Below are 18,286 nucleotides of genomic sequence, written 5' to 3' on the forward strand. Positions count from 1 at the left end.
CTATCCGCCGTCGTGCCGGCGGTGCGACAGCCGGCGCCGCAGCTTCACGAGCGTGAGCAGGAGCGTCGATCCGACGAGCGCGCTGAACAGCACGACCGCGATCATCCAGCTCTGCACCACCGACAGCACACCGATGAGAGCCACGGCCAGAAGCAGCATCATCTCGCGCAGCTCCGCCCCGAACTGGTGCAGTCGCGCGGGCCGGGCCCGGATCGTGCCGAGCTGCTGCGCGGAGACGCCGAGCCGGGCGCGGGTGGTGGCGTCGATGAACACGATCGGGATGTCGGGCCACACCCCGAGGGTCTCGCGGACCCCGGGGAAGCGCCCGCCCCACGTGCCGTTGGCCACGCGGCGCCGCTCGCTCAGGACGTCGTCGGGCACCGCGAAGGCCTTGACCGCCATCGTGCGCACCCTCCCGCTCTCGTCGGCGGCGCCCTCCAGCACCACGTAGTCGCCGCTCGCCACGCCGAGCAGCTGCAGCGAGAGCTCGGTCATGAGGCAGACATCGCGCTCCGTCGATGACGGATCGGCCATCGTGACCCGCAGGGTGAGCGAGTTCGGCGGACCGAGCAGCACGTCCGGCCACCGCGCACGGTCCACCTCGACCGGCCGCACGATGATGTGCTCGCCCGCCTCCACGCCCAGACCCATGCGCAGCATCTGGTCGACCTCCACCGCCTGCGGCGCCGGGTCGGGCACGCCGGCGCTTCCGTCGCGGTACACCGTCGCGATCACGCGCGGCGCGCCGTCGCCGACGCGGTCCGCGAGGGCCGCCGACACGATCTCGACGTGGCGCGGACGCCCGAGCAGCGCATCGGCCTCGACGCCCAGCCGCACCACGGAGCGACCGCGGCGGTCGAGCAGGTCGTGCGATCGTCCGGCGACGGCACGCACCGCTCCCCCGGCGAGGGGCATGGCCGATGCCTCGAACAGCGAGCCGTATCGTCGCGGCGATCGGCCGATCTCGTCCCCGAGCTCGTACAGCGGGTTCTCGGCGATGACGAGACCCGCCTCGCGCAGCACGGCGGCCGACCGATCGGCGTCGACACCGGCGCGCACGGCCTCCTCGGGCGTCGCGCCGAGGAGGCTCGCGACGGCGGGCGCGAGGATCAGGCGTTGGAGAACGGCGGCCTGATCGGCCATCCAGCGTCCCTGCGGCACCTCGTCCGGGCGCGAGACGCCGGCGGCGCCCATGACCCACCCGCCTCCGTCATCGCCCAGGTATCCGCCGCGCGAGACGTACGCGTAGGCGCCCGGCAGCCGCTCGCCCGAGGCGAGCACGATCTCGGCCTCGAGCCAGATGCGCCGATACAGCGGCGCCTCCGTCGCGTCGATGATGGCGAGGTGGCGGTCGTCGAGCAGCTGCAGCGCCATCTCGGTGACGGCCTCGGTGTCCGGAAAGAGCGTGGCCGGAACGTACCCCAGCGGCGACGCGAACGCCGAGAACCCGGCACGCACGCCGCGCACACGAGCCGGAATGGAGGGGACGGCGAGGGCGGCGCCCAGCCCGAGGAACTTGTGTCGCAGCTGCGACGGTGCCGCGTTCGAGCCGATCGCCAGCACCGGCACGCGCGCGTCGACGGCCACGCCGTAGCCCTCCTCGAGCACGGAGTTGAGGTACGGCGGCGCCGCGTGCGACAGCGAGAGCGCCTCGCGCTCCTCGCGGCCGAGCATCACCCGCGCCAGGCCGAGACGCAGCGGATGGTCCGCCCGCCAGGCGAACGGCGCCCCGTCGCGGTCGCGGATCTCCCACAGCTCCTCGTCCGCGATGAGCGCGGCGTACGGCGGGCGCACGCCGGGATAGGTGAGCGGTTGGACCCGCGGCGCGCTCGAGGCGGCGTAGGGATCGGCGGGAAGGGATCCGGCGGCGGGGTTCACCCCGCGAGCCTATCGATCACCTCGCGCCGTCCTCAGTCGCGCAGGCCGAGCGCCTCGGCGAGCGGCTCGGCCAGCTCGCGCGCGTAGGTCGCCGTGAGGTGGTGCTGGTCGCGGTAGACCGTGTGGCGGCCGATGATCACGGGGCAGATGCGCTCACCGTCGCGGTCCAGGCAGAGATAGTCGTTCAGGTCGACCAGCTCCGCGTGCGAGTCCTCGGCCACGGCCGCCATCGCGTCGGTGCCCGGACCACCCAGCGCCTCGTCGGCCGGCGCCGCGCACTCCAGCGCGCTCTCGAGGTTCTCCGCGAGGCACTCGATCGGCTCGAAGTCGAAGCGCGGGGTGTCGACGAGGAACGCGATCCGGGTCTGCGGCAGGGCCTCGACGATCTCGCGCAGCCCCGATCGCCACGCCTCGCCGGAGTCGACGTCCTCGGGCATCTTCTCCCACGAGTACGAGGCAACCACGAGCAGCTGCGGCGGGTCGGCGGCCAGCTCCTCCAGCACCGCGGCGCGCCACCGGTCGCACGCCTCGTACGCGTGGCCGTCGAGCACGTGCGCCGCGAAGCCCGACGAGCAGCCGCTCTTGGTGTGGGTCTCGAGGCGAAGCCCATCCTCGCGGGCGATCTGCGCGAGGGCCGGCGCCCAGCTGGCCGCGTGGGAGTCGCCCCACAGCACCACGCGCGAGCCGTCCTCGTCGCCGTACACACCGGGATCCGGCGCGTCCTCCCCGTAGCCGAGGTTCGCGTCGTCCGCGTACGGCTCGGCCTCGTCGCCCAGCGCGTCCTCGAGCGACGGCGTCACGTTGCCCGGCACCACCGACGTCACCGCCGGTGGGCTCGAGGCGGGGACGTCGGCCACGTCCTTGTCGGTGGTGGTCCGGGCGACCGGTGCCCACGCGGCGGTCGCCAGCGCGAGCACCGCCACGCCGCCGGTGGCGAGCGCCGCCAGGCCCAGCGAACGCCGCGGCCGCGCGCCGACCAGGGCGGGGGCGCGGCGCACCGGCTGCTCGACGAGGCGGTACAGGGCCCACGCGATCGGCACGCCGGCGAGGGCGAGCGCCGCATGCCACGCCCACCCCTCCGGCACCAGCGGGGCGCCGAGCAGCAGCAGCGGCCAGTGCACGAGGTACAGCGAAAACGAGATGGCACCGAGGAACTGCATCGGTCGCGGCGCGAGCACCCGAGCCACGGCGAGGCGGTCGTCGGGCGCCACGGCCGATCCCGCGACGATCACCGCGGCGGTCGAGAGCACCGGCAGCAGCGCCGCGGCACCCGGCCACCCCGCCTCGGTCACCGCCACGACCGAGAGCACGATGCCGCCGAGACCCGCCCATCCGATCGCGAGCAGCAGCGGCCGGGGCAGGCGCGCGATCGCGGCGGCCGGCAGGAGCGCCGCGAGCGCCCCGATGCCGAACTCCCACGCGCGGGTCCACAGCGCGAAGAACGCCCACGAGGGCGAGGCGGCGGTCAGCACAAGGCAGCACGCGAGCGAGGCCGCCGTCACGGTGACGAGGAGCACGAGCACCGCCGTGTGCCGTGACCGGCCCAGGCGGCGCGCCAGCCACACCGCCGCCATCAGCAGCAGCGGGCAGACGAGGTACCACTGCTCCTCCACGCCGAGCGACCAGTAGTGCTGGAAGATCGACGGCGCGTCGTCGCCGAAGTAGTCCGTCTCGCGCGCCGCGAAGACGTAGTTCGGCACGAACAGGGCCGAGGCGAGGGCGTCGACGAGTGCCGGCCGGCGCTCCAGGGGCGGCGCGAGCAGCACGGCCCCGACGGCGGTGAGCACGATCACCACGAGCGCCGCGGGCAGGATGCGCCGCGCCCGCCGCGCCGCGAACGCCGGCAGATCGATCCGCCCGGTGCTCTCGATCTCGCGCACGAGCACGCCCGTGATGAGGAAGCCCGAGACGACGAAGAACACGTCGACCCCCACGAACCCGCCGCGGGCCCACGCGAATCCCGCGTGCTGCAGCACCACCGCCGCCACCGCGATCGCTCGCAGACCCTGGATGTCCGCGCGGAATCCGCCACTCATCCCCGGGATCCTCCGTCACCCAGGTGAACGCGAGGTGACAGCGCCCGGCTCGTGGCGCGCCGCTGGCGGTCCACACGGGCGGGATGCTTGAGTGGTCGGCATGACGATCGCGCACGAGGCGGCCACCCCGACCAGCACGGCGGGGACCGTCCGGGTGCTCAGAGTCTTCCTCATCCGCGTGCTGATCGCGGCCGCCGTGTACGCGTGGCTCGTGCACGGGAGCAAGAGCGGCGCGGTAGGACCGGAACCGGATGCGGCGAGGGTCTCGTTCGCGATCGGCCCGAATCCGATCATGCTGATCGTCTTCGCGGTGATCGCGATCAGCGGATTCCGCGCCGCGGAGCGCGGGGAGCCGGAACTTGCGGCCCTGCTTCGCCGCCGTCTGCGGCTGATCGTCGCTCTCGTCGCGCTGTCGCTCGTCGTCACGGTCTGCTGGATCTCGCTCTACCCGCTCGAGGGGTGGCCGCAGCCGAACACGTGGTTCTTCCCGTTCCCGTTCGCCGCCGTGGAGATGGTCGGCCCGAGCTGACCCGTTTCTCCACGGCGTCAGCGCGGCCAGAACGGCGGCGTCGACGCGGTCAGAACGGGGCGTCGCCGGCCGGCGGCAGGCGGTCCCACTCGCTCGCGTACGCCATCGCACCCCGTCGCGGCGACCCTCGTTCCGCCGCCGCGTCCGCTCCGGGCGGCGCCCCGGGCCGCGGTCCAGGATCGGGGAACTCGTCGCGGAAGACGACGCGCGTGGGTGGGTGGTCGGTGTAGGTGTGTCCGGCGGGGCTGGTCCACTCCAGCACCCCGCCCCGTCGCTGCCGCACTCGCCACGGCGAGTGGTGTTTGAGCATGTGATGCGGTTCGCACACCGCCGCGAGATTGTCGAGGCGCGTCTGCCCTCCGTGCGCCCAGTCGACCGTGTGATCGATATCCGCCTCCCGTGCCGGCACGCCGCATCCCGGGAACCGGCAGGTGCCGTCCCGCGCCGCCAGCCACCGCCGCTGCGCGATCGTCGGCCGATACGTGTCCACCGCCACGAGGGCGCCCGTGTCGGGGCGGACGAGCAGCCGCTCCCACGTCGGCGCGGTCCCGGCCAGGGCCCATGCGCCGAGCGTGTCGATCGGGGTGGCCCCATCCAGGAACGCCACGTGGTCGGCCTCGAGAGGGTCGATCAGCGCGTCGACCGGGATCGTGACCTGCACCCGCGCCGTGAACGCCCGCGATCCGTCGTCGCCTGGCGCATGCAGGTGATGCGCCGTGGGGACCGCCGTGAGCAGCAGGTCGCCCAGGAGGTCGGCCCGCAGCTCGTCCAGACCGCGCGTGTCGCCCGGGTCCGCGGCGACGCCCGCCGCCGCCCGCCCCGAGCTGGCCGTGTCGTCCGCGTCGCTGGACGCGTCGTGCGCCACCGCACCCGCGCCCGGCGCGGTCGCACTCGCGCCCGGCGGCCGAACCCAGGGGTCCGCCGTCTCGAGCATCGCTCGCTCGGTGCCGCCGCGCCCGGCGCGGCGTCGCTCGCGTTTCGCCGCGAGCCCCAGCTGTGTCAGCCGATCGCGGATGCCGTGCGCGACCGGCGAGGCGAGCACGGCGCACAGCTCGCTCATCCCGTCCTGGAGATCCCGCACCCACACCCCGCGCTCGGCCCGGGCCTGCTCATGCCGAGCCTGCATCGACACCGGCGCGAGCTTCGCCGCCAGAACGCGCACGATCCGTCCGGTCTGCGCCGGTGTCCGCACGCGCGCCTCGTCGATCGCCCGCTTCTCGAACAGGCCCAGCCGATCCTCCGCGCCCTCCGCGAACCGGCCCGCCTCCGCCTGAATATGCCGCGCGTGCGCCATCTGCAGCCGGCCCTGCCGCAGCGCCTCCACCACCCGCGGCAGGCGTTCCACCAGATCGGCCGCCTCTTCCAGCCGTGCACGGGCCGACCGCGGCGATTCCCGCAGCGCACACGCGACCTCCGCCGCCATCGACCGCACCGGGAACTCATAGGCCCCCGAGGCCCCCGAACGCTCCTGCTGGTCCCGCGCCAGCGTCAGCAGTCGTGCCCGCACCGCGACCGCTCGCGCCTCGAGCCGCGCGATCTCGCGCTGCACCTCCCGCAGCTCCGCGATCCCCGCACGCACCTCGGCGAGCTCACCCGGCGTGAACTCCCAGGTCGAGGGCGGAATCGCGGTGATCGTCATGACCCGATTCTCCTCGGGGCCACCGACATTCGAAGAGAGAATCGAGGGGGCCGGGATCGGCGTGAGATGGTCGCTTCAGCTCCGCGGCCTGCGGCCGCTCCCTTCAGCAACCGGGCACGCGCGTCGAGATCGTTCAGCAACCGGGCGCGCGCACCGCGATAGCTCAGCAACCGAGCGGCACCCGTCCCGGATCCGTCAGCCGTTGCCGGCCGAGCAGCGCGTCTCGTCCGCGGTCTGCCCGTAGACGTTGTCGGGCTGCGCCGTCGGTGACGCCGACGGCGGCGGCGTCGCGCCCTCGGTCGGCTCCGCGCCCTCCGTCGGCACGGAACCCGAGCCGGGCTGCGGGGCGAACTCGGTGTTGTCGCGGATCGACTGGATCAGCGTGGCGGCGTTGACCTCGTCCGCGACCACCCGATCGGGGTCCTGCGGCCAGTCGTAGACGGGGAAGCGCACGAACCGGAAGTCCGACAGCGGCACGTTCCGCACCGCCAGTGCGACCCGCGCGAGGTAGACCGGGTCGGTGAGGCCCGTGGAGGGCTCGATGGCGCGCACGGCGGTGCGGGCAAGGGCGAAGAGCCGGCCCCAGTCGCTCAGCGTCTCCTCGCTCATGAGCTTGCGGACCAGGGCGGCCATGTACACCTGCTGGTTGCCGATACGGGCGAGATCGCTCCCGCCCTCGAGCCCATGGCGCGTGCGCAGGAACTCGAGCGCCCGCACCCCGTCGATCGTGTGCTCGCCGGCCTCGAAGTACGCGCCGGCCTCCGGGTCGTGGATGGGCGTCTCCACGCACACCGTGACGCCGCCGATCGCGCTCGTCAGGCCGATGACGCCGCCCCACGTGATGCTCGCGGCGTGGTCCACGGGAAGACCCGTGAGCTCCTCGACGGCGGCCGCCGAGCACGCCAGGCCGCCGATCGCGTACGCCGAGTTGAGCTGGCCGAAGTAGCCGCCGTCCTCCTCGCCGCTCTCGGTCTCGCACACCGGCAGGTCGACCATGAGATCACGCGGGAAGCTGAGGACGGTGACGCGGCGCGGCTCCGGCGAGATGTGCAGCAGCATCACCACGTCGCTGTTGGCGACGAGCTCGCGCCCGTCGTCGCCGTACTCCTTGTCGCGGCAGCGATCCCCCATGATCGCCGCATAGTCGCGCTCGCAGATGTCCAGACCGAGCAGCAGGATGCTCACGCCACGGTCGTCCAGCTCGGTGATCCCCGGCGGGACGGCGTCGTCGCCGATCTGCACCGCGTCCTCGGTCAGCGCGGAGTACAGATCGTTCACCGCGAACGCCACGACGCCCGCGCCGGCCACGAGCACCGTGGCGAGGCCGATCCCGAGCAGCGCGAGCAGCTGGCGCACGGGGTGGGGTCTCGGCAGCTGCCCGTGCCGGGCGAGCGTCTGCCTCGTGCGGGCGTGCGACGGGCTCATGCCGCCATTGTGGACCTCGGGCCGCCCGTGCGCCGGAAAGAATCGCGGCGAAAGCCCACGGGCAGGCGTTCGTGCCAGGGATCGAACGCCGCAACCGCGTCGGCGGCGCCGACACCCGCGCGGACTCCTCGCCTCGGGCCACGACGGCCCTGAGGCCCGGGGTCAGCCCTTGCCGAAGAGCCGCTGGATCTCGGCGAGATCGGCCTCGGTCGGCTGCGCGGCGCCACCGCCCAGGCCGAAGCCCGAGCCGCTGGGCGCCTGCGCCGGGAGGCCGGCGTTCTCGGCGGCGCGCTTGGCCGGGTTGCCCGAGCGCGAGCCGCCCTTCTTCTTGGCCTGCTTGCCGCGCTTCGACGACGCGCCCGGACGCCCCATGCCGGGCATCGCACCCATGCCGGGGATGTTCGGGGTGCCGCCGCGGGCGACGGTCTTCATCATCTTGGCCGCCTGCTCGAAGCGGTTCACGAGCTGGTTGACGTCGGTCACGGTCATGCCCGAGCCGCGGGCGATGCGGGCGCGGCGCGAGCCGTTGAGGATCTTCGTGTTCTGGCGCTCCGCCGGGGTCATCGAGCGGATGATCGCCTCGGTGCGATCGATCTCGCGCTCGTCGAAATCGTCGAGCTGCTGCTTCATCTGGCCCATGCCCGGCAGCATGCCGAGCATCTTCTTCATCGAGCCCATCTTCTTGAGCTGCTGCATCTGCTCGAGGAAGTCGTCGAGGGTGAACTGCTCCTTGGCGAGCTTCTCGGCGACCTTCTTGGCCTCCTCCTCATCGAAGGCCTGCTGCGCCTGTTCGATGAGCGTGAGGATGTCGCCGAGGTCGAGAATGCGGCTCGCCATGCGGTCGGGGTGGAACGCCTCGACGTCGTCGAGACCCTCGCCCGTCGACGCGAAGATGATGGGGCGGCCCGTGACCGAGGCCACCGAGAGCGCGGCACCGCCGCGGGTGTCGCCGTCGAGCTTCGAGAGCACCACGCCCGTGAAGCCGACGCCCTCCTGGAACGCGCGGGCGGTGTTGACGGCGTCCTGACCGGTCATCGCGTCGATGACGAACAGGACCTCGTCGGGATCGGTCGCCCTGCGGATGTCGGACGCCTGCGTCATCAGCTCGGCGTCGACGCCGAGCCGGCCGGCGGTGTCGATGATGACGATGTCGTGCAGCTTCTGGCGCGCGTACTCCACGCCCGCCTTCGAGACCTTGACCGGGTCGCCGACGCCGTTGCCCGGCTCGGGGGCGAAGATCGCCGCGCCCGCGCGCTCGGCGACGACCTGGAGCTGGTTGACCGCGTTGGGGCGCTGCAGGTCGGCGGCGACGAGGAGCGGCGTGTGGCCGTCCTTCTCGAGCATCTTCGCGAGCTTGCCGGCGAAGGTCGTCTTACCCGAGCCCTGCAGGCCCGCGAGCATGATCACCGTCGGCGGCGTCTTGGCGAACTGCAGGCGGCGCTGCTCGCCGCCGAGGATCGAGACGAGCTCCTCGTTGACGATCTGCACGACCTGCTGGGCCGGGTTGAGGGCCTTGTTCACCTCGTCGCCCAGCGCCCGCTCGCGCACCTTCGAGGCGAAGTCCTTCACGACCTCGAGCGCGACGTCGGCGTCGAGCAGGGCGCGCCGGATCTCGCGGACGGTGCCGTCGACGTCGGCCGCCGACAGCTTGCCCTTGGTGCGGAGATTGCGGAACGTCTCGGTCAGACGCGAGGAGAGATCGCCGAAAGCAGCCATGATCCGTCAAGTTTACGCGAGCGGCCCGGCTCCCCGGTGGCATCGATCGCGCGCTCCCCCACACGACGCGCCTTCGCGCACACGGATCCGCGCGGAGCGTGTGTGCGAGGGCGGATCTGTGCGTCAGCGCGCGCGCAGACCCGCGGAGTCGAGCGCCTCCGCCACGAGAGCGGCGAGCGGGCGGCGGCCGGCGCCCTGCAGCGCCCACGCCCGGATCGCGGCGATGATCGCCGCCCCGTGCCCGGCGCCGAGGACCTCCGCGGCGAGGGCGGACTCCCCCGCCCGGCGCAGCGCCGGCGCGACGAGGGAGCCGATCCGCACGATCCTCATCGCCGCCTCGCGCTCGAGATCCTCCTCCAGCCCCATCGCCGCGGCCTGGGCGAAGGCGAGCGCGAGGGCGTCGGGCGCGAAGCCGTCGGCCAGCGCCGCCACCGCGTCGGCCGGCGCCGCTCCGGCGGCGAGCGCGTCCGCCAGCGCGTCGATCCGCTCGTCCAGCCCGCCCCACAGCAGCGACGACTTCGTGGGGGCGTAGTTGAAGAAGCTGGACCGGGCGATGCCCGCGCGGCGCGCGATGTCGGCCACCGACGTGCGCTCGAACCCCTGCTCGAGGAAGAGCTCGCAGGCGGCCTCGGCGAGCATGTCGCGCGAGATCGCCTTCGGGCGGCCGGGCTTGGGCGTCGTCACCGCTTCAGTGTAGGGTCGGCTTGTTTTTGGACCGCGTCCGGAAATATCGAGGGAGCGCAGATGTTCGATGTGATGGAGCCTGGCTACGCGCCGCATCCGGTCCCGTACCTGGAGGGCTGGGAGCTGCAGCGCGAGATCCATCGGCAGGTCGCGTCCGGCGAACGACCCGAGACGCTGATCCTCCTCGAGCACGAGGCCGTGTACACGGCCGGCTCGCGCACGGAGGATCACGAGCGGCCCGCGGCGAGCGCCACGCCGGTGATCGACGTCGACCGCGGCGGGAAGATCACCTGGCACGGACCGGGCCAGCTCGTGGGCTACCCGATCCTGCGCGTCGAGGAGCGCGGCGGCATCGTCGCGATCGTGCGGCGCCTGGAGCGCCTGCTCATCGACGTCCTCGCCGAGCGGGGCGTCGCGGGCCGACAGATCGAGGGCCGCAGCGGGGTCTGGGTCGATCAGGCCGACGCCCCGCCCGCGAAGATCGCCGCGATCGGCATGCGTGTGGCCCACGACGTCTCGATGCACGGGTTCGCGCTCAACTGCACGCACTCCCTCGCGCCGTACGACGCGATCATCCCCTGCGGCATCCGCGACGCCGGCGTGACCACCGTCGCGCGCGAGACCGGCCGCGCCCTGAGCCCGCGCGAGGCGGCCGCATGCGTCGCCCGCGCCTTCGCCGACGCCTTCGAGAGGATCCCCGCGTGAGCGCCCCGACATCCCACCCCCAGACGGCGCCGAACGGCCGCAAGCTGCTGCGCCTCGAGGTGCGCAACGCCGCCACCCCGATCGAGCGCAAGCCGGAGTGGATCAAGACGCGCGCGAAGACCGGCCCGGAGTACCGCGAGCTTCACGCCCTCGTGAAGGATCAGGACCTCCACACGGTGTGCCAGGAGGCCGGCTGCCCCAACATCTACGAGTGCTGGGAGGACCGCGAGGCGACGTTCCTGATCGGCGGGTCGCAGTGCACGCGGCGGTGCGACTTCTGCCAGATCGACACGGGCAAGCCCGCCGCCTACGACACCGACGAGCCGCGCCGCGTGGCCGAGTCGGTGCGGGCGATGGGGCTGCGCTACGCGACCGTCACGAGCGTCGCCCGCGACGACCTGGACGACGAGGGCGCCTGGCTCAACGCCGAGACCGTCCGCCAGATCCACGCGCTCAACCCGAACACCGGGGTGGAGCTGCTGGCCAACGACATGTCGGGCAGGCCGGAGCACCTCGGCCAGGTGTTCGACGCCCGTCCCGAGGTGTTCGCGCACAACCTCGAGACCGTGCCGCGCGTGTTCAAGCGCATCCGCCCCGCCTTCACCTACGAGCGGTCGCTGGGCGTGCTCACCCAGGCACACGAGGCCGGCCTCATCACCAAGTCGAACCTCATCCTCGGCATGGGCGAGGAGCCGGAGGAGGTGGTGCAGGCACTGCAGGACCTGCACGACGCCGGCTGCGACATCATCACGCTCACGCAGTACCTCCGGCCCACGCCGCGGCATCTGCCCGTGGCGCGCTGGGTGAAGCCCGACGAGTTCGTCGAGCTCAAGGAGACGGCGGAGCGGATCGGGTTCCTCGGGGTGCTGGCGGGGCCGCTCGTGCGCTCGTCGTATCGCGCGGGACGGCTCTGGGCTCGGTCGATGCGGGGGAAGGGCCGGCCGATCCCAGAGCATCTGCGTCACCTCGTCGAGGAGTCGTCGGAGGAGTTCGCCCAGGCGGTCTGAGCGGGAGGCGCCGCACGGATCCCGCCCCCTCGAACGCGGGTAAGCTGATCCCTCGTGGCTCGTTATTGGACAGCGTCTGAAAATCCCTCCGCCCGCAAGCGCTCCCTGCGCCGTCTGCTGCCCGCGCTCGCGGCCGGTGCGGCCGCCCTCCTGCTCGCCGGATGCGCGGCCGACGCGTTCGACGCACCCTCGACGGCCGAGCCGATCGAGGGCGGCACGCTCGTCTACGCCACCGGCGACGCCGAGCCCACGTGCCTCGACCCGCACGTCGGCGGCAACTACCCCCAGGCGCTCATCTCCACCCAGTACCTCGAGCCGCTCGTGGGCCGCAGCCCCGACGGCGAGATCCTGCCGTGGCTGGCCACCGAGTGGCAGGCGTCCGAGGACGGCCTCACGTGGGACCTCACGCTGCGCGACGACGTGACGTTCACCGACGGCACGCCGTTCGACGCCGAGGCCGTGAAGGCGAACATCGAGCACCTGCAGGACCCGAACACGGGCTCGTCCACCGGCTGGCTGGCCGTGCAGCAGATCGACAGCGTCGAGGTCGTCGACGCGACGCACGTGCGCTTCCACCTGAGCACGCCGAAGTCCGCGCTCATGGAGGTGCTGAGCCAGCAGTGGGCGGCCATGCAGTCGCCGGCCGGCATGGAGCGCGGCAAGGACGAGAACTGCCTCGCGCCGGTGGGCACCGGCCCGTTCATCGTGGAGAGCTGGACCCCGCAGGATCGCGTGGTGCTGATCCGCAACGACGACTACGTGCCGACGAACCCGCAGGGGCACGACGGCCCCGCGTACGTGGAGCGCATCGAGTGGCGCTTCATCCCCGATGCCGCCACCCGCCAGGCGGCGCTCGCCTCCGGGGAGGTCCACGTGATCGACAACCCGCTGCCGGCCGACATCGCGGCCTGGGAGGCGCAGGACAAGCAGCACATCGACGCCCCACGCCCAGCCGCGTCCAACCGCATCGAGCTCAACTCCGCCCAGACCCCGTTCGACGACGTGCGCGTGCGCGAGGCGTTCATCCGCGCGGCCGACCCCAACCCCGGGATCGCGTCGCTGTTCCACGGCACGGCCGAGCGCTCGTACTCGGTGCTCTCGAGCGTGGAGCCCATGCGCCTCTCGGACGAGAGCGTGTTCGCGACCGACGCGGAGCGCGCCGCGGAGCTGCTCGACGAGGCCGGCTGGACCGACACCGACGGCGACGGCGTGCGCGAGAAGGACGGCGCGACCCTCACCGTGCGCTTCCCCGTGTCGACCAACCAGTCCACCGCCGCCGAGCAGTCGCTGTTCGAGCAGATCCAGGCCAACACCGGCGCCGTCGGCTTCGACGTGCAGCTGGAGCCGATGGATCTGTCCAGCTGGTACGGCGCCCTGGCGGCGCACGAGTACGAGGCCGTGTCGGCGCCGTACACGACCGTCGGCCCCGACGTGCTGCGGATCCTCTACCACTCGGACGGGACCATCCCCGCGCCCTCCGGCTACTTCGCCAACAACGCGCAGCTGAAGGACCCCGCGCTCGACGCCCTCCTGGAGTCCGCCCTCGCCACGACCGACGAGGCGGAGCGGGCCGACATCTACACGCAGGCGCAGCGGATCATCCTCGACAGCTACACGGTGCTGCCGCTGTACGACCAGCAGAACCACTTCCTCACGCAGGGCGTCGAGGGCGTCGAGCCGCTGACGACGATCTCGACCCCGCTGCTGCTGAACGCCCGGCTGCTCGGCTGATCGGGGCCGACGTGGGCGGGACCGAGGCGCCGCGCGCGATCCCGGCGTGGCGCACGGCGCTGCGCTGGGTCGCCGCGCGCGTCGGCGGCGCGCTGCTGGTGGTGTGGCTCGTGGCGACGATCGTCTTCTTCGCGCTGCGCTCCTCGGGCGACCCACTGGAGGCGATCCTGGGCGGCCCCGGCTCGCAGGCGGGCCCGGAGGCCGTCGAGGCGGCCCGGCGCGAGTACGGTCTCGATCAGCCGCTGATCGTGCAGTACCTCCTGCAGCTGTGGCGGGTCGGCACCCTCCAGCTCGGCGACTCGTACGCGCGCCGCCAGCCGGTGGCCGACCTCATCGCCGATCAGCTCCCCGGCACCCTGCTGCTCGCGGTGCTGGCGCTGGCCCTCGCGTGGGCGCTGGCGGTGGCGGGCGCCGTGGTCTCCACCTCGGCCCGCGGCCGGGTCGGGGCGGTCGTGAACGCGGTGCTGCGCGGCGTGGAGGTGATCGCGACCGTGATGCCGGGCTTCTGGCTCGGCGCGGTGCTGATCCTCGTGTTCGCCTCGACGCTCGGCCTGCTGCCCGCGACGAGCCAGGGATCGCACCCCGCGGGGCTCGTGCTGCCGGTCGTCACCCTCGCGGTGCCGATCGCGGGCTTCCTCGCGCAGGTCTCGCGCGACGCCCTGCTCGAGGCCGACGCCGCGCCGTTCGCCGTGACCGCCCGCGCGCGCGGCGCGAGCGAGCCGGCCGTGCTGCTGCGCCACACCCTGCGCCACGCCGCGCTGCCGGCCCTGGCTCTGTCGGGATGGGCGTTCGGCAACCTCCTCTCGGGCGCCGTCGTCGTGGAGGTGCTCTTCGCGCGCCCGGGGCTCGGCCGGCTGCTGCAGGACGCCGCGCTGGCCCGCGACGTGCCGCTCGTGATCGGCGCGGTCACGAGCGTCGCGCTCATGTACGTCGCCGTGGTGGTGCTCACCGACATCGTCGAGCTGTTCGTCGATCCGCGCCTGCGGGGGCCGCGCCCCGCCGTGCTGCGCGCCCCGGATGTGGCGGTGGGATCGTGATCCGCCGGCTGGGCGCCTCGGGCCTGGTCGCGCTGCTCGCCCTCGCCCTCATCCTCGTCGCGATCCTGTGGCCGGGCCTGATCGCGCCGTCGGATCCGCTCGCGATCGCCCCGGCCGAGGGGTTCCAGCCGCCCGGCCCCGCCCATCCGTTCGGCACCGACGAGTCCGGGCGCGACATCCTCACCCGCATCGTGCACGGCGCGGCCGCGTCGGCGGGGATCGGGCTGGCCGCCACCGCGCTCGGCATCGGGCTCGGGCTCGTCATCGGCTTCGCGGCCGGGCTGGGCCCGGCGTGGCTGGACGCGGCGCTCGGGCGCGTGATCGAGGTGCTGTTCGCCCTGCCGACGCTCGTCATGGCGCTGCTGCTCGTCGCCGTCCTCGGCGCCGGCACGCAGAGCTCGATCCTTGCCATCGGGCTGGCCACGGCACCCGGTTACGCGCGCATCCTGCGATCGCGGGTGCGCGGCGTCGCCCGCAGCGACTACGTCGGCTACGCCCGGCTCGAGGGCGACGGGCCGTTCACCCTCTTCCGCCGCCACATCGCGCCGAACACCCTGTGGCCGCTCGTGTCGACGGCCACCCTGGGCATCGGCCAGGCGATCGTGTGGGTCTCGGCGCTGAGCTTCCTCGGGCTCGGCTCTCCCCCGCCCTCGCCCGAGTGGGGGGCGATGCTCAACGCGGGCCGCGTGTACATCTCGACGGGATGGTGGATGACGGTGTTCCCCGGCCTCGCGATCGTCGTCACGGCGACCGTGCTCACGGTGCTCGGCCGGCGCCTGGCGGGAGCGGGGCGATGAGCGCGCTGTCGGTGCGGGGGCTGTCGGTGTCGCTGCCGGGAACGGGGCCGGTGCTCCGCGACGTGTCGCTGCACGTCGACGCGGGCGAATGCCTCGCGATCGTCGGCGAGTCCGGCGCCGGCAAGTCCGTCCTGGCCCGCACGCTGCTGGGGCTCACCCACGACGTGCCCGGCGCGCGCGTGACGGCGTCCGAGCTGTCGATCGCCGGCCGCGACCTCACCCGTCTCGGGCGGCGGGGCCGCCGCGCGCTGCGGGGCCGCGACGTGGCGCTCGTGCTGCAGGACGCGCTGCAGTCGCTCGACCCCCTGCGCACGATCGAGGCCGAGGTCGGCGAGGCGCTCGCGCTCCGCGGCGTCCCGCGCGGCGAGCGGCGCCGGCGCGTGATCGCGGCGATGGCGGAGGCCGGGCTGCCCGACGCCGAGGCGCTGCTCGCGCGGCGCTCGGGCGAGCTCTCCGGCGGCATGCGCCAGCGGGCGCTCATCGCCTCGGCGACCGTGGGCGGGGCCGGGCTGCTCGTCGCCGACGAGCCGACCACCGCGCTCGATGCCACCACCGCCGTGCGCGTGCTGGATCTGCTCGCCCGGCTGCGCGACGAGGGGCGGGCCCTCGTGCTGATCAGCCACGACCTGCGGGCGGTCGCGCGCGTGGCCGACCGCATCGCCGTGCTCGATGCGGGGCGCGTGGTCGAGGACGGCGCGGCGCGCCAGGTCCTCACCGCGCCGCGGCACGAGGCCACGCGCGCGCTCCTGGCGGCCGTGCCCACCGGCCCGAAGCCCGGCGCGGCCACCGCCGCGGGCGCCGCCCCGACGCCGGCCGACGCGGACGCGCACCCCGGCGACCCGCTCATCGCCGCGCGGGAGGTCACGCGGCGCTACCGCGACGTCACCGCCGTCGACGACGTGTCGATCGACGTCCGCCGCGGCGAGGTGCTCGGCATCGTCGGCGAGTCGGGCTCGGGCAAGTCCACGCTTGCGCGCCTGCTCATCGGCGCCGAGCGGCCCGACGCCGGAGAGGTGCGCCGTGCCGCCTCGTGCGTGCGCCTCGTGCCGCAGGACCCGCTGGGCTCGTTCGATCCCCGTCACAGCGTCGAGCGGATCCTGCGCCTCTCGCGCCGCGGCGACGCGCCCGAGCCGGCGGAGCTGCTGCGCCAGGTCGGCCTCGACGCCGCGCTGCTGCGCCGCCGCCCGGCGTCGCTGTCGGGCGGTCAGCGCCAGCGGGTGGCGATCGCTCGGGCCCTCGCGGCGCAGCCCGACGTGCTCGTGTGCGACGAGCCGGTCTCGGCGCTCGACGTGACGACGCAGGCCGGCATCCTCGACCTGCTGCTGTCGCTGCAGCGCGAGCGGGGACTGACGATGGTGTTCATCTCGCACGACCTGTCGGTCGTGCGCCGAGTGAGCGATCGCGTCGGCGTCATGCGCGACGGGCGGATCGTCGAGGCGGGCCCGACGGAGCGGATCTACGCCGCGCCGACCGACCCGTTCACCGCCGAGCTCATCGCCGCGGGCGCCTGACGCTCATCCACCGGCCGCGCGCCCGAGACGAGCCCTGGCAGCCCGCCCCGCCGCCGCGCCGCCAGGAGCACGACGATGCTGACGAGCGCGAAGAGCGCATCCCACCCGGGCGCCACGAGGCCCAGCGCCTGCCAGCCGCCGATCCCGCCCGCGTAGCGCAGCAGGCTGCGCAGCACCCCGGGCGCGCCCCCGGTCCAGCGCACCATCACGGCGAAGTCGCCCACGGTGCGTCCGGCGATCAGGGTCACGACGCCGAACAGCACGAGCGGCACGGCGCTCGCCCACGCGCCCGCCACGCCGCGCGGCAGGTCGGCCGGGGCGATGTCGAGCACGTAGAGCTGCCAGCCGTTGATCGCGACCCCGACGACGAACCCGACCATCATCATCGCCAGCGCGTCGCACACCATCGCGACCAGGCGCCGCGCGATCGTCACGGGGCGGGGCTGGGCGGTGCGGGCCGTCGTGCGCCGCGCCGCCCACGGCTTCAGCGCGAGCGAGAGCAGGGATCCGACCAGCGCGCCGGCCGTGTTCGCGAGGAGGTCGTCGACGTCGAAGAGGCGGAACGCGCACGGGTAGATCCCCCATACGCCGGTCAGCTGCGTCGTCTCGATCAGCAGCGAGATGCCCAGGCCCGCGAGCGTCGACACCACGATGCCGCGCCGCCACCCCAGCCGCAGGAAGATGCCCAGCGGCACGAACAGCACCACGTTGAGGGCCACCTGCATGAAGGCCGGATTGTGGCGCAGCTCACCCAGCGAGCCGTGCGGGAACGAGCGGATGTCGGCGACGAACTGCAGCGGGTGCAGCTGTGCGCCCACGCAGGCGATGTCGCCGGGCTCGGGCAGCGGCAGCAGCGTGTAGGTCCACAGCGCCAGGCCGTACACGAGGAACGACGACCACAGCGAGACCTGCCCGAGCGTCAGCCGGCCCTGGCGGCGGTACTGCACCGCGACGAACGGCACGAACAGCACGACGCCGACGACGAGCCCGAGCAGGATCGCGATGACGGCGGGGAGCGTCTGGGCGCTCATCGCACCCCCGTGCGTGCCGCGATCACCGTCAGTCGGCGCTCGTGACCGACAGGATCGCCCCGTCGCTGGCGAGGTTCACGAGGAGCACGTCGTCGGCCGCGTCGGGGTCGAGCGCGTACTCGAACACCGCGAAGGGATCGGATCCGCCGTGCTCGTCGGCGAGGATCGTCACGCTCGTGAGGTTCATCGAACGGATGATGTCGACCGCCGCGTCGCCCGAGATGTCGACGAGGAAGTCCTCGAGCTCGTCGCCCAGCTGCTCCTGCTGCATGAGGATGTACTCGGTCACCTCGCTCGCGCGGTTGTCGACCTCGGCGAGCATCGCCACGCGCGCCCGCCGGTCGAGCTCCTCGAGGCTCGAGACGATCGAGGCCGCGGCGTCGAGGGCGTCCTGCGAGACGTCGTCCTGGTCGGGGGCGGTCAGGTCGACGGTGACCGTCATGTCCCCGAGCTCGACGTTCTCCGACCAGAAGATCGAGCCGTCGGGGCCCGACTCCAGGAGTCCGAAGAAGTCGTGTTCGATCGCCATGCCGCTATACAACCAGCATCGCCGCGGTGTC

General features: G+C 73.5%; 15 protein-coding genes. 7 read left to right on the forward strand and 8 right to left on the reverse strand.

Going from position 1 to position 18,286, the window contains the following annotated elements:
- Positions 1–1,878: a hypothetical protein gene (locus tag E3O41_RS07705; protein WP_067023795.1), complete on the reverse strand. Its 1,878-nt coding sequence runs from the start codon at positions 1,876–1,878 to the stop codon at positions 1–3.
- 32 nt (positions 1,879–1,910) lie between these two features.
- Positions 1,911–3,914: an acyltransferase family protein gene (locus tag E3O41_RS07710; RefSeq protein WP_135012219.1), complete on the reverse strand. Its 2,004-nt coding sequence runs from the start codon at positions 3,912–3,914 to the stop codon at positions 1,911–1,913.
- A 100-nt stretch (positions 3,915–4,014) separates the two neighbouring features.
- Here E3O41_RS07710 and E3O41_RS07715 point away from each other — a divergent pair, with 100 nt between their 5' ends.
- Complete coding sequence (locus E3O41_RS07715; protein ID WP_083990813.1) at positions 4,015–4,443, forward strand: hypothetical protein; 429 nt, start codon at positions 4,015–4,017, stop codon at positions 4,441–4,443.
- A 49-nt stretch (positions 4,444–4,492) separates the two neighbouring features.
- Here E3O41_RS07715 and E3O41_RS07720 read toward each other — a convergent pair whose 3' ends face one another.
- From E3O41_RS07720 to E3O41_RS07735, 4 genes are all read right to left on the reverse strand, one after another.
- On the reverse strand, positions 4,493–6,082 hold the full coding sequence (locus tag E3O41_RS07720) for an HNH endonuclease signature motif containing protein (protein ID WP_067023804.1): 1,590 nt from the start codon (positions 6,080–6,082) through the stop codon (positions 4,493–4,495).
- A 195-nt stretch (positions 6,083–6,277) separates the two neighbouring features.
- Positions 6,278–7,507: an LCP family protein gene (locus E3O41_RS07725; RefSeq protein WP_067023807.1), complete on the reverse strand. Its 1,230-nt coding sequence runs from the start codon at positions 7,505–7,507 to the stop codon at positions 6,278–6,280.
- A 162-nt stretch (positions 7,508–7,669) separates the two neighbouring features.
- Positions 7,670–9,223, reverse strand: a complete 1,554-nt coding sequence (gene ffh, locus E3O41_RS07730; protein ID WP_067023810.1) for a signal recognition particle protein — start codon at positions 9,221–9,223, stop codon at positions 7,670–7,672.
- 123 nt (positions 9,224–9,346) lie between these two features.
- Entirely contained in the window at positions 9,347–9,907 is a 561-nt protein-coding gene (locus E3O41_RS07735; RefSeq protein ID WP_083990814.1) for a helix-turn-helix domain-containing protein, read from the reverse strand.
- A gap of 60 nt (positions 9,908–9,967) precedes the next feature.
- Between E3O41_RS07735 and lipB the strand changes: the two genes are divergently transcribed.
- From lipB to E3O41_RS07765, 6 genes are read left to right on the forward strand one after another with little or no spacing between them, the layout of a single operon-like run.
- Positions 9,968–10,612: a lipoyl(octanoyl) transferase LipB gene (gene lipB, locus E3O41_RS07740; RefSeq protein WP_067023814.1), complete on the forward strand. Its 645-nt coding sequence runs from the start codon at positions 9,968–9,970 to the stop codon at positions 10,610–10,612.
- Positions 10,609–11,619 (forward strand): lipoyl synthase, encoded by a 1,011-nt coding sequence (gene lipA / locus E3O41_RS07745; protein ID WP_240482259.1) that lies wholly within the window; start codon positions 10,609–10,611, stop codon positions 11,617–11,619. Before lipB ends, lipA begins: the two co-directional genes overlap by 4 nt.
- A gap of 54 nt (positions 11,620–11,673) precedes the next feature.
- Entirely contained in the window at positions 11,674–13,350 is a 1,677-nt protein-coding gene (locus E3O41_RS07750) for an ABC transporter substrate-binding protein (protein WP_067023817.1), read from the forward strand.
- Between the two features lie 11 nt (positions 13,351–13,361).
- Positions 13,362–14,387 (forward strand): ABC transporter permease, encoded by a 1,026-nt coding sequence (locus tag E3O41_RS07755; protein WP_169817954.1) that lies wholly within the window; start codon positions 13,362–13,364, stop codon positions 14,385–14,387.
- Positions 14,384–15,184: an ABC transporter permease gene (locus E3O41_RS07760; RefSeq protein WP_240482260.1), complete on the forward strand. Its 801-nt coding sequence runs from the start codon at positions 14,384–14,386 to the stop codon at positions 15,182–15,184. The genes E3O41_RS07755 and E3O41_RS07760 overlap by 4 nt, the downstream gene beginning before the upstream one ends.
- Complete coding sequence (locus E3O41_RS07765; RefSeq protein WP_067023820.1) at positions 15,181–16,695, forward strand: ABC transporter ATP-binding protein; 1,515 nt, start codon at positions 15,181–15,183, stop codon at positions 16,693–16,695. The genes E3O41_RS07760 and E3O41_RS07765 overlap by 4 nt, the downstream gene beginning before the upstream one ends.
- Here the strand turns inward: E3O41_RS07765 and E3O41_RS07770 are convergent.
- Together E3O41_RS07770 and E3O41_RS07775 are read right to left on the reverse strand one after the other, a co-directional pair.
- On the reverse strand, positions 16,641–17,726 hold the full coding sequence (locus tag E3O41_RS07770; protein ID WP_067023822.1) for a VanZ family protein: 1,086 nt from the start codon (positions 17,724–17,726) through the stop codon (positions 16,641–16,643). The genes E3O41_RS07765 and E3O41_RS07770 overlap by 55 nt on opposite strands.
- Positions 17,727–17,754: 28 nt before the next feature.
- The gene (locus E3O41_RS07775) at positions 17,755–18,255 is read right to left on the reverse strand and encodes a DUF2004 domain-containing protein (RefSeq protein ID WP_067023824.1); all 501 of its coding nucleotides are present in this window, start codon (positions 18,253–18,255) and stop codon (positions 17,755–17,757) included.
- Between the last annotated feature and the right edge of the window lie 31 nt (positions 18,256–18,286).

The sequence above is a fragment of the Microbacterium sediminis genome (genome assembly GCF_004564075.1).
In the GTDB taxonomy this organism is placed as follows: Bacteria; Actinomycetota; Actinomycetes; order Actinomycetales; family Microbacteriaceae; genus Microbacterium; species Microbacterium sediminis.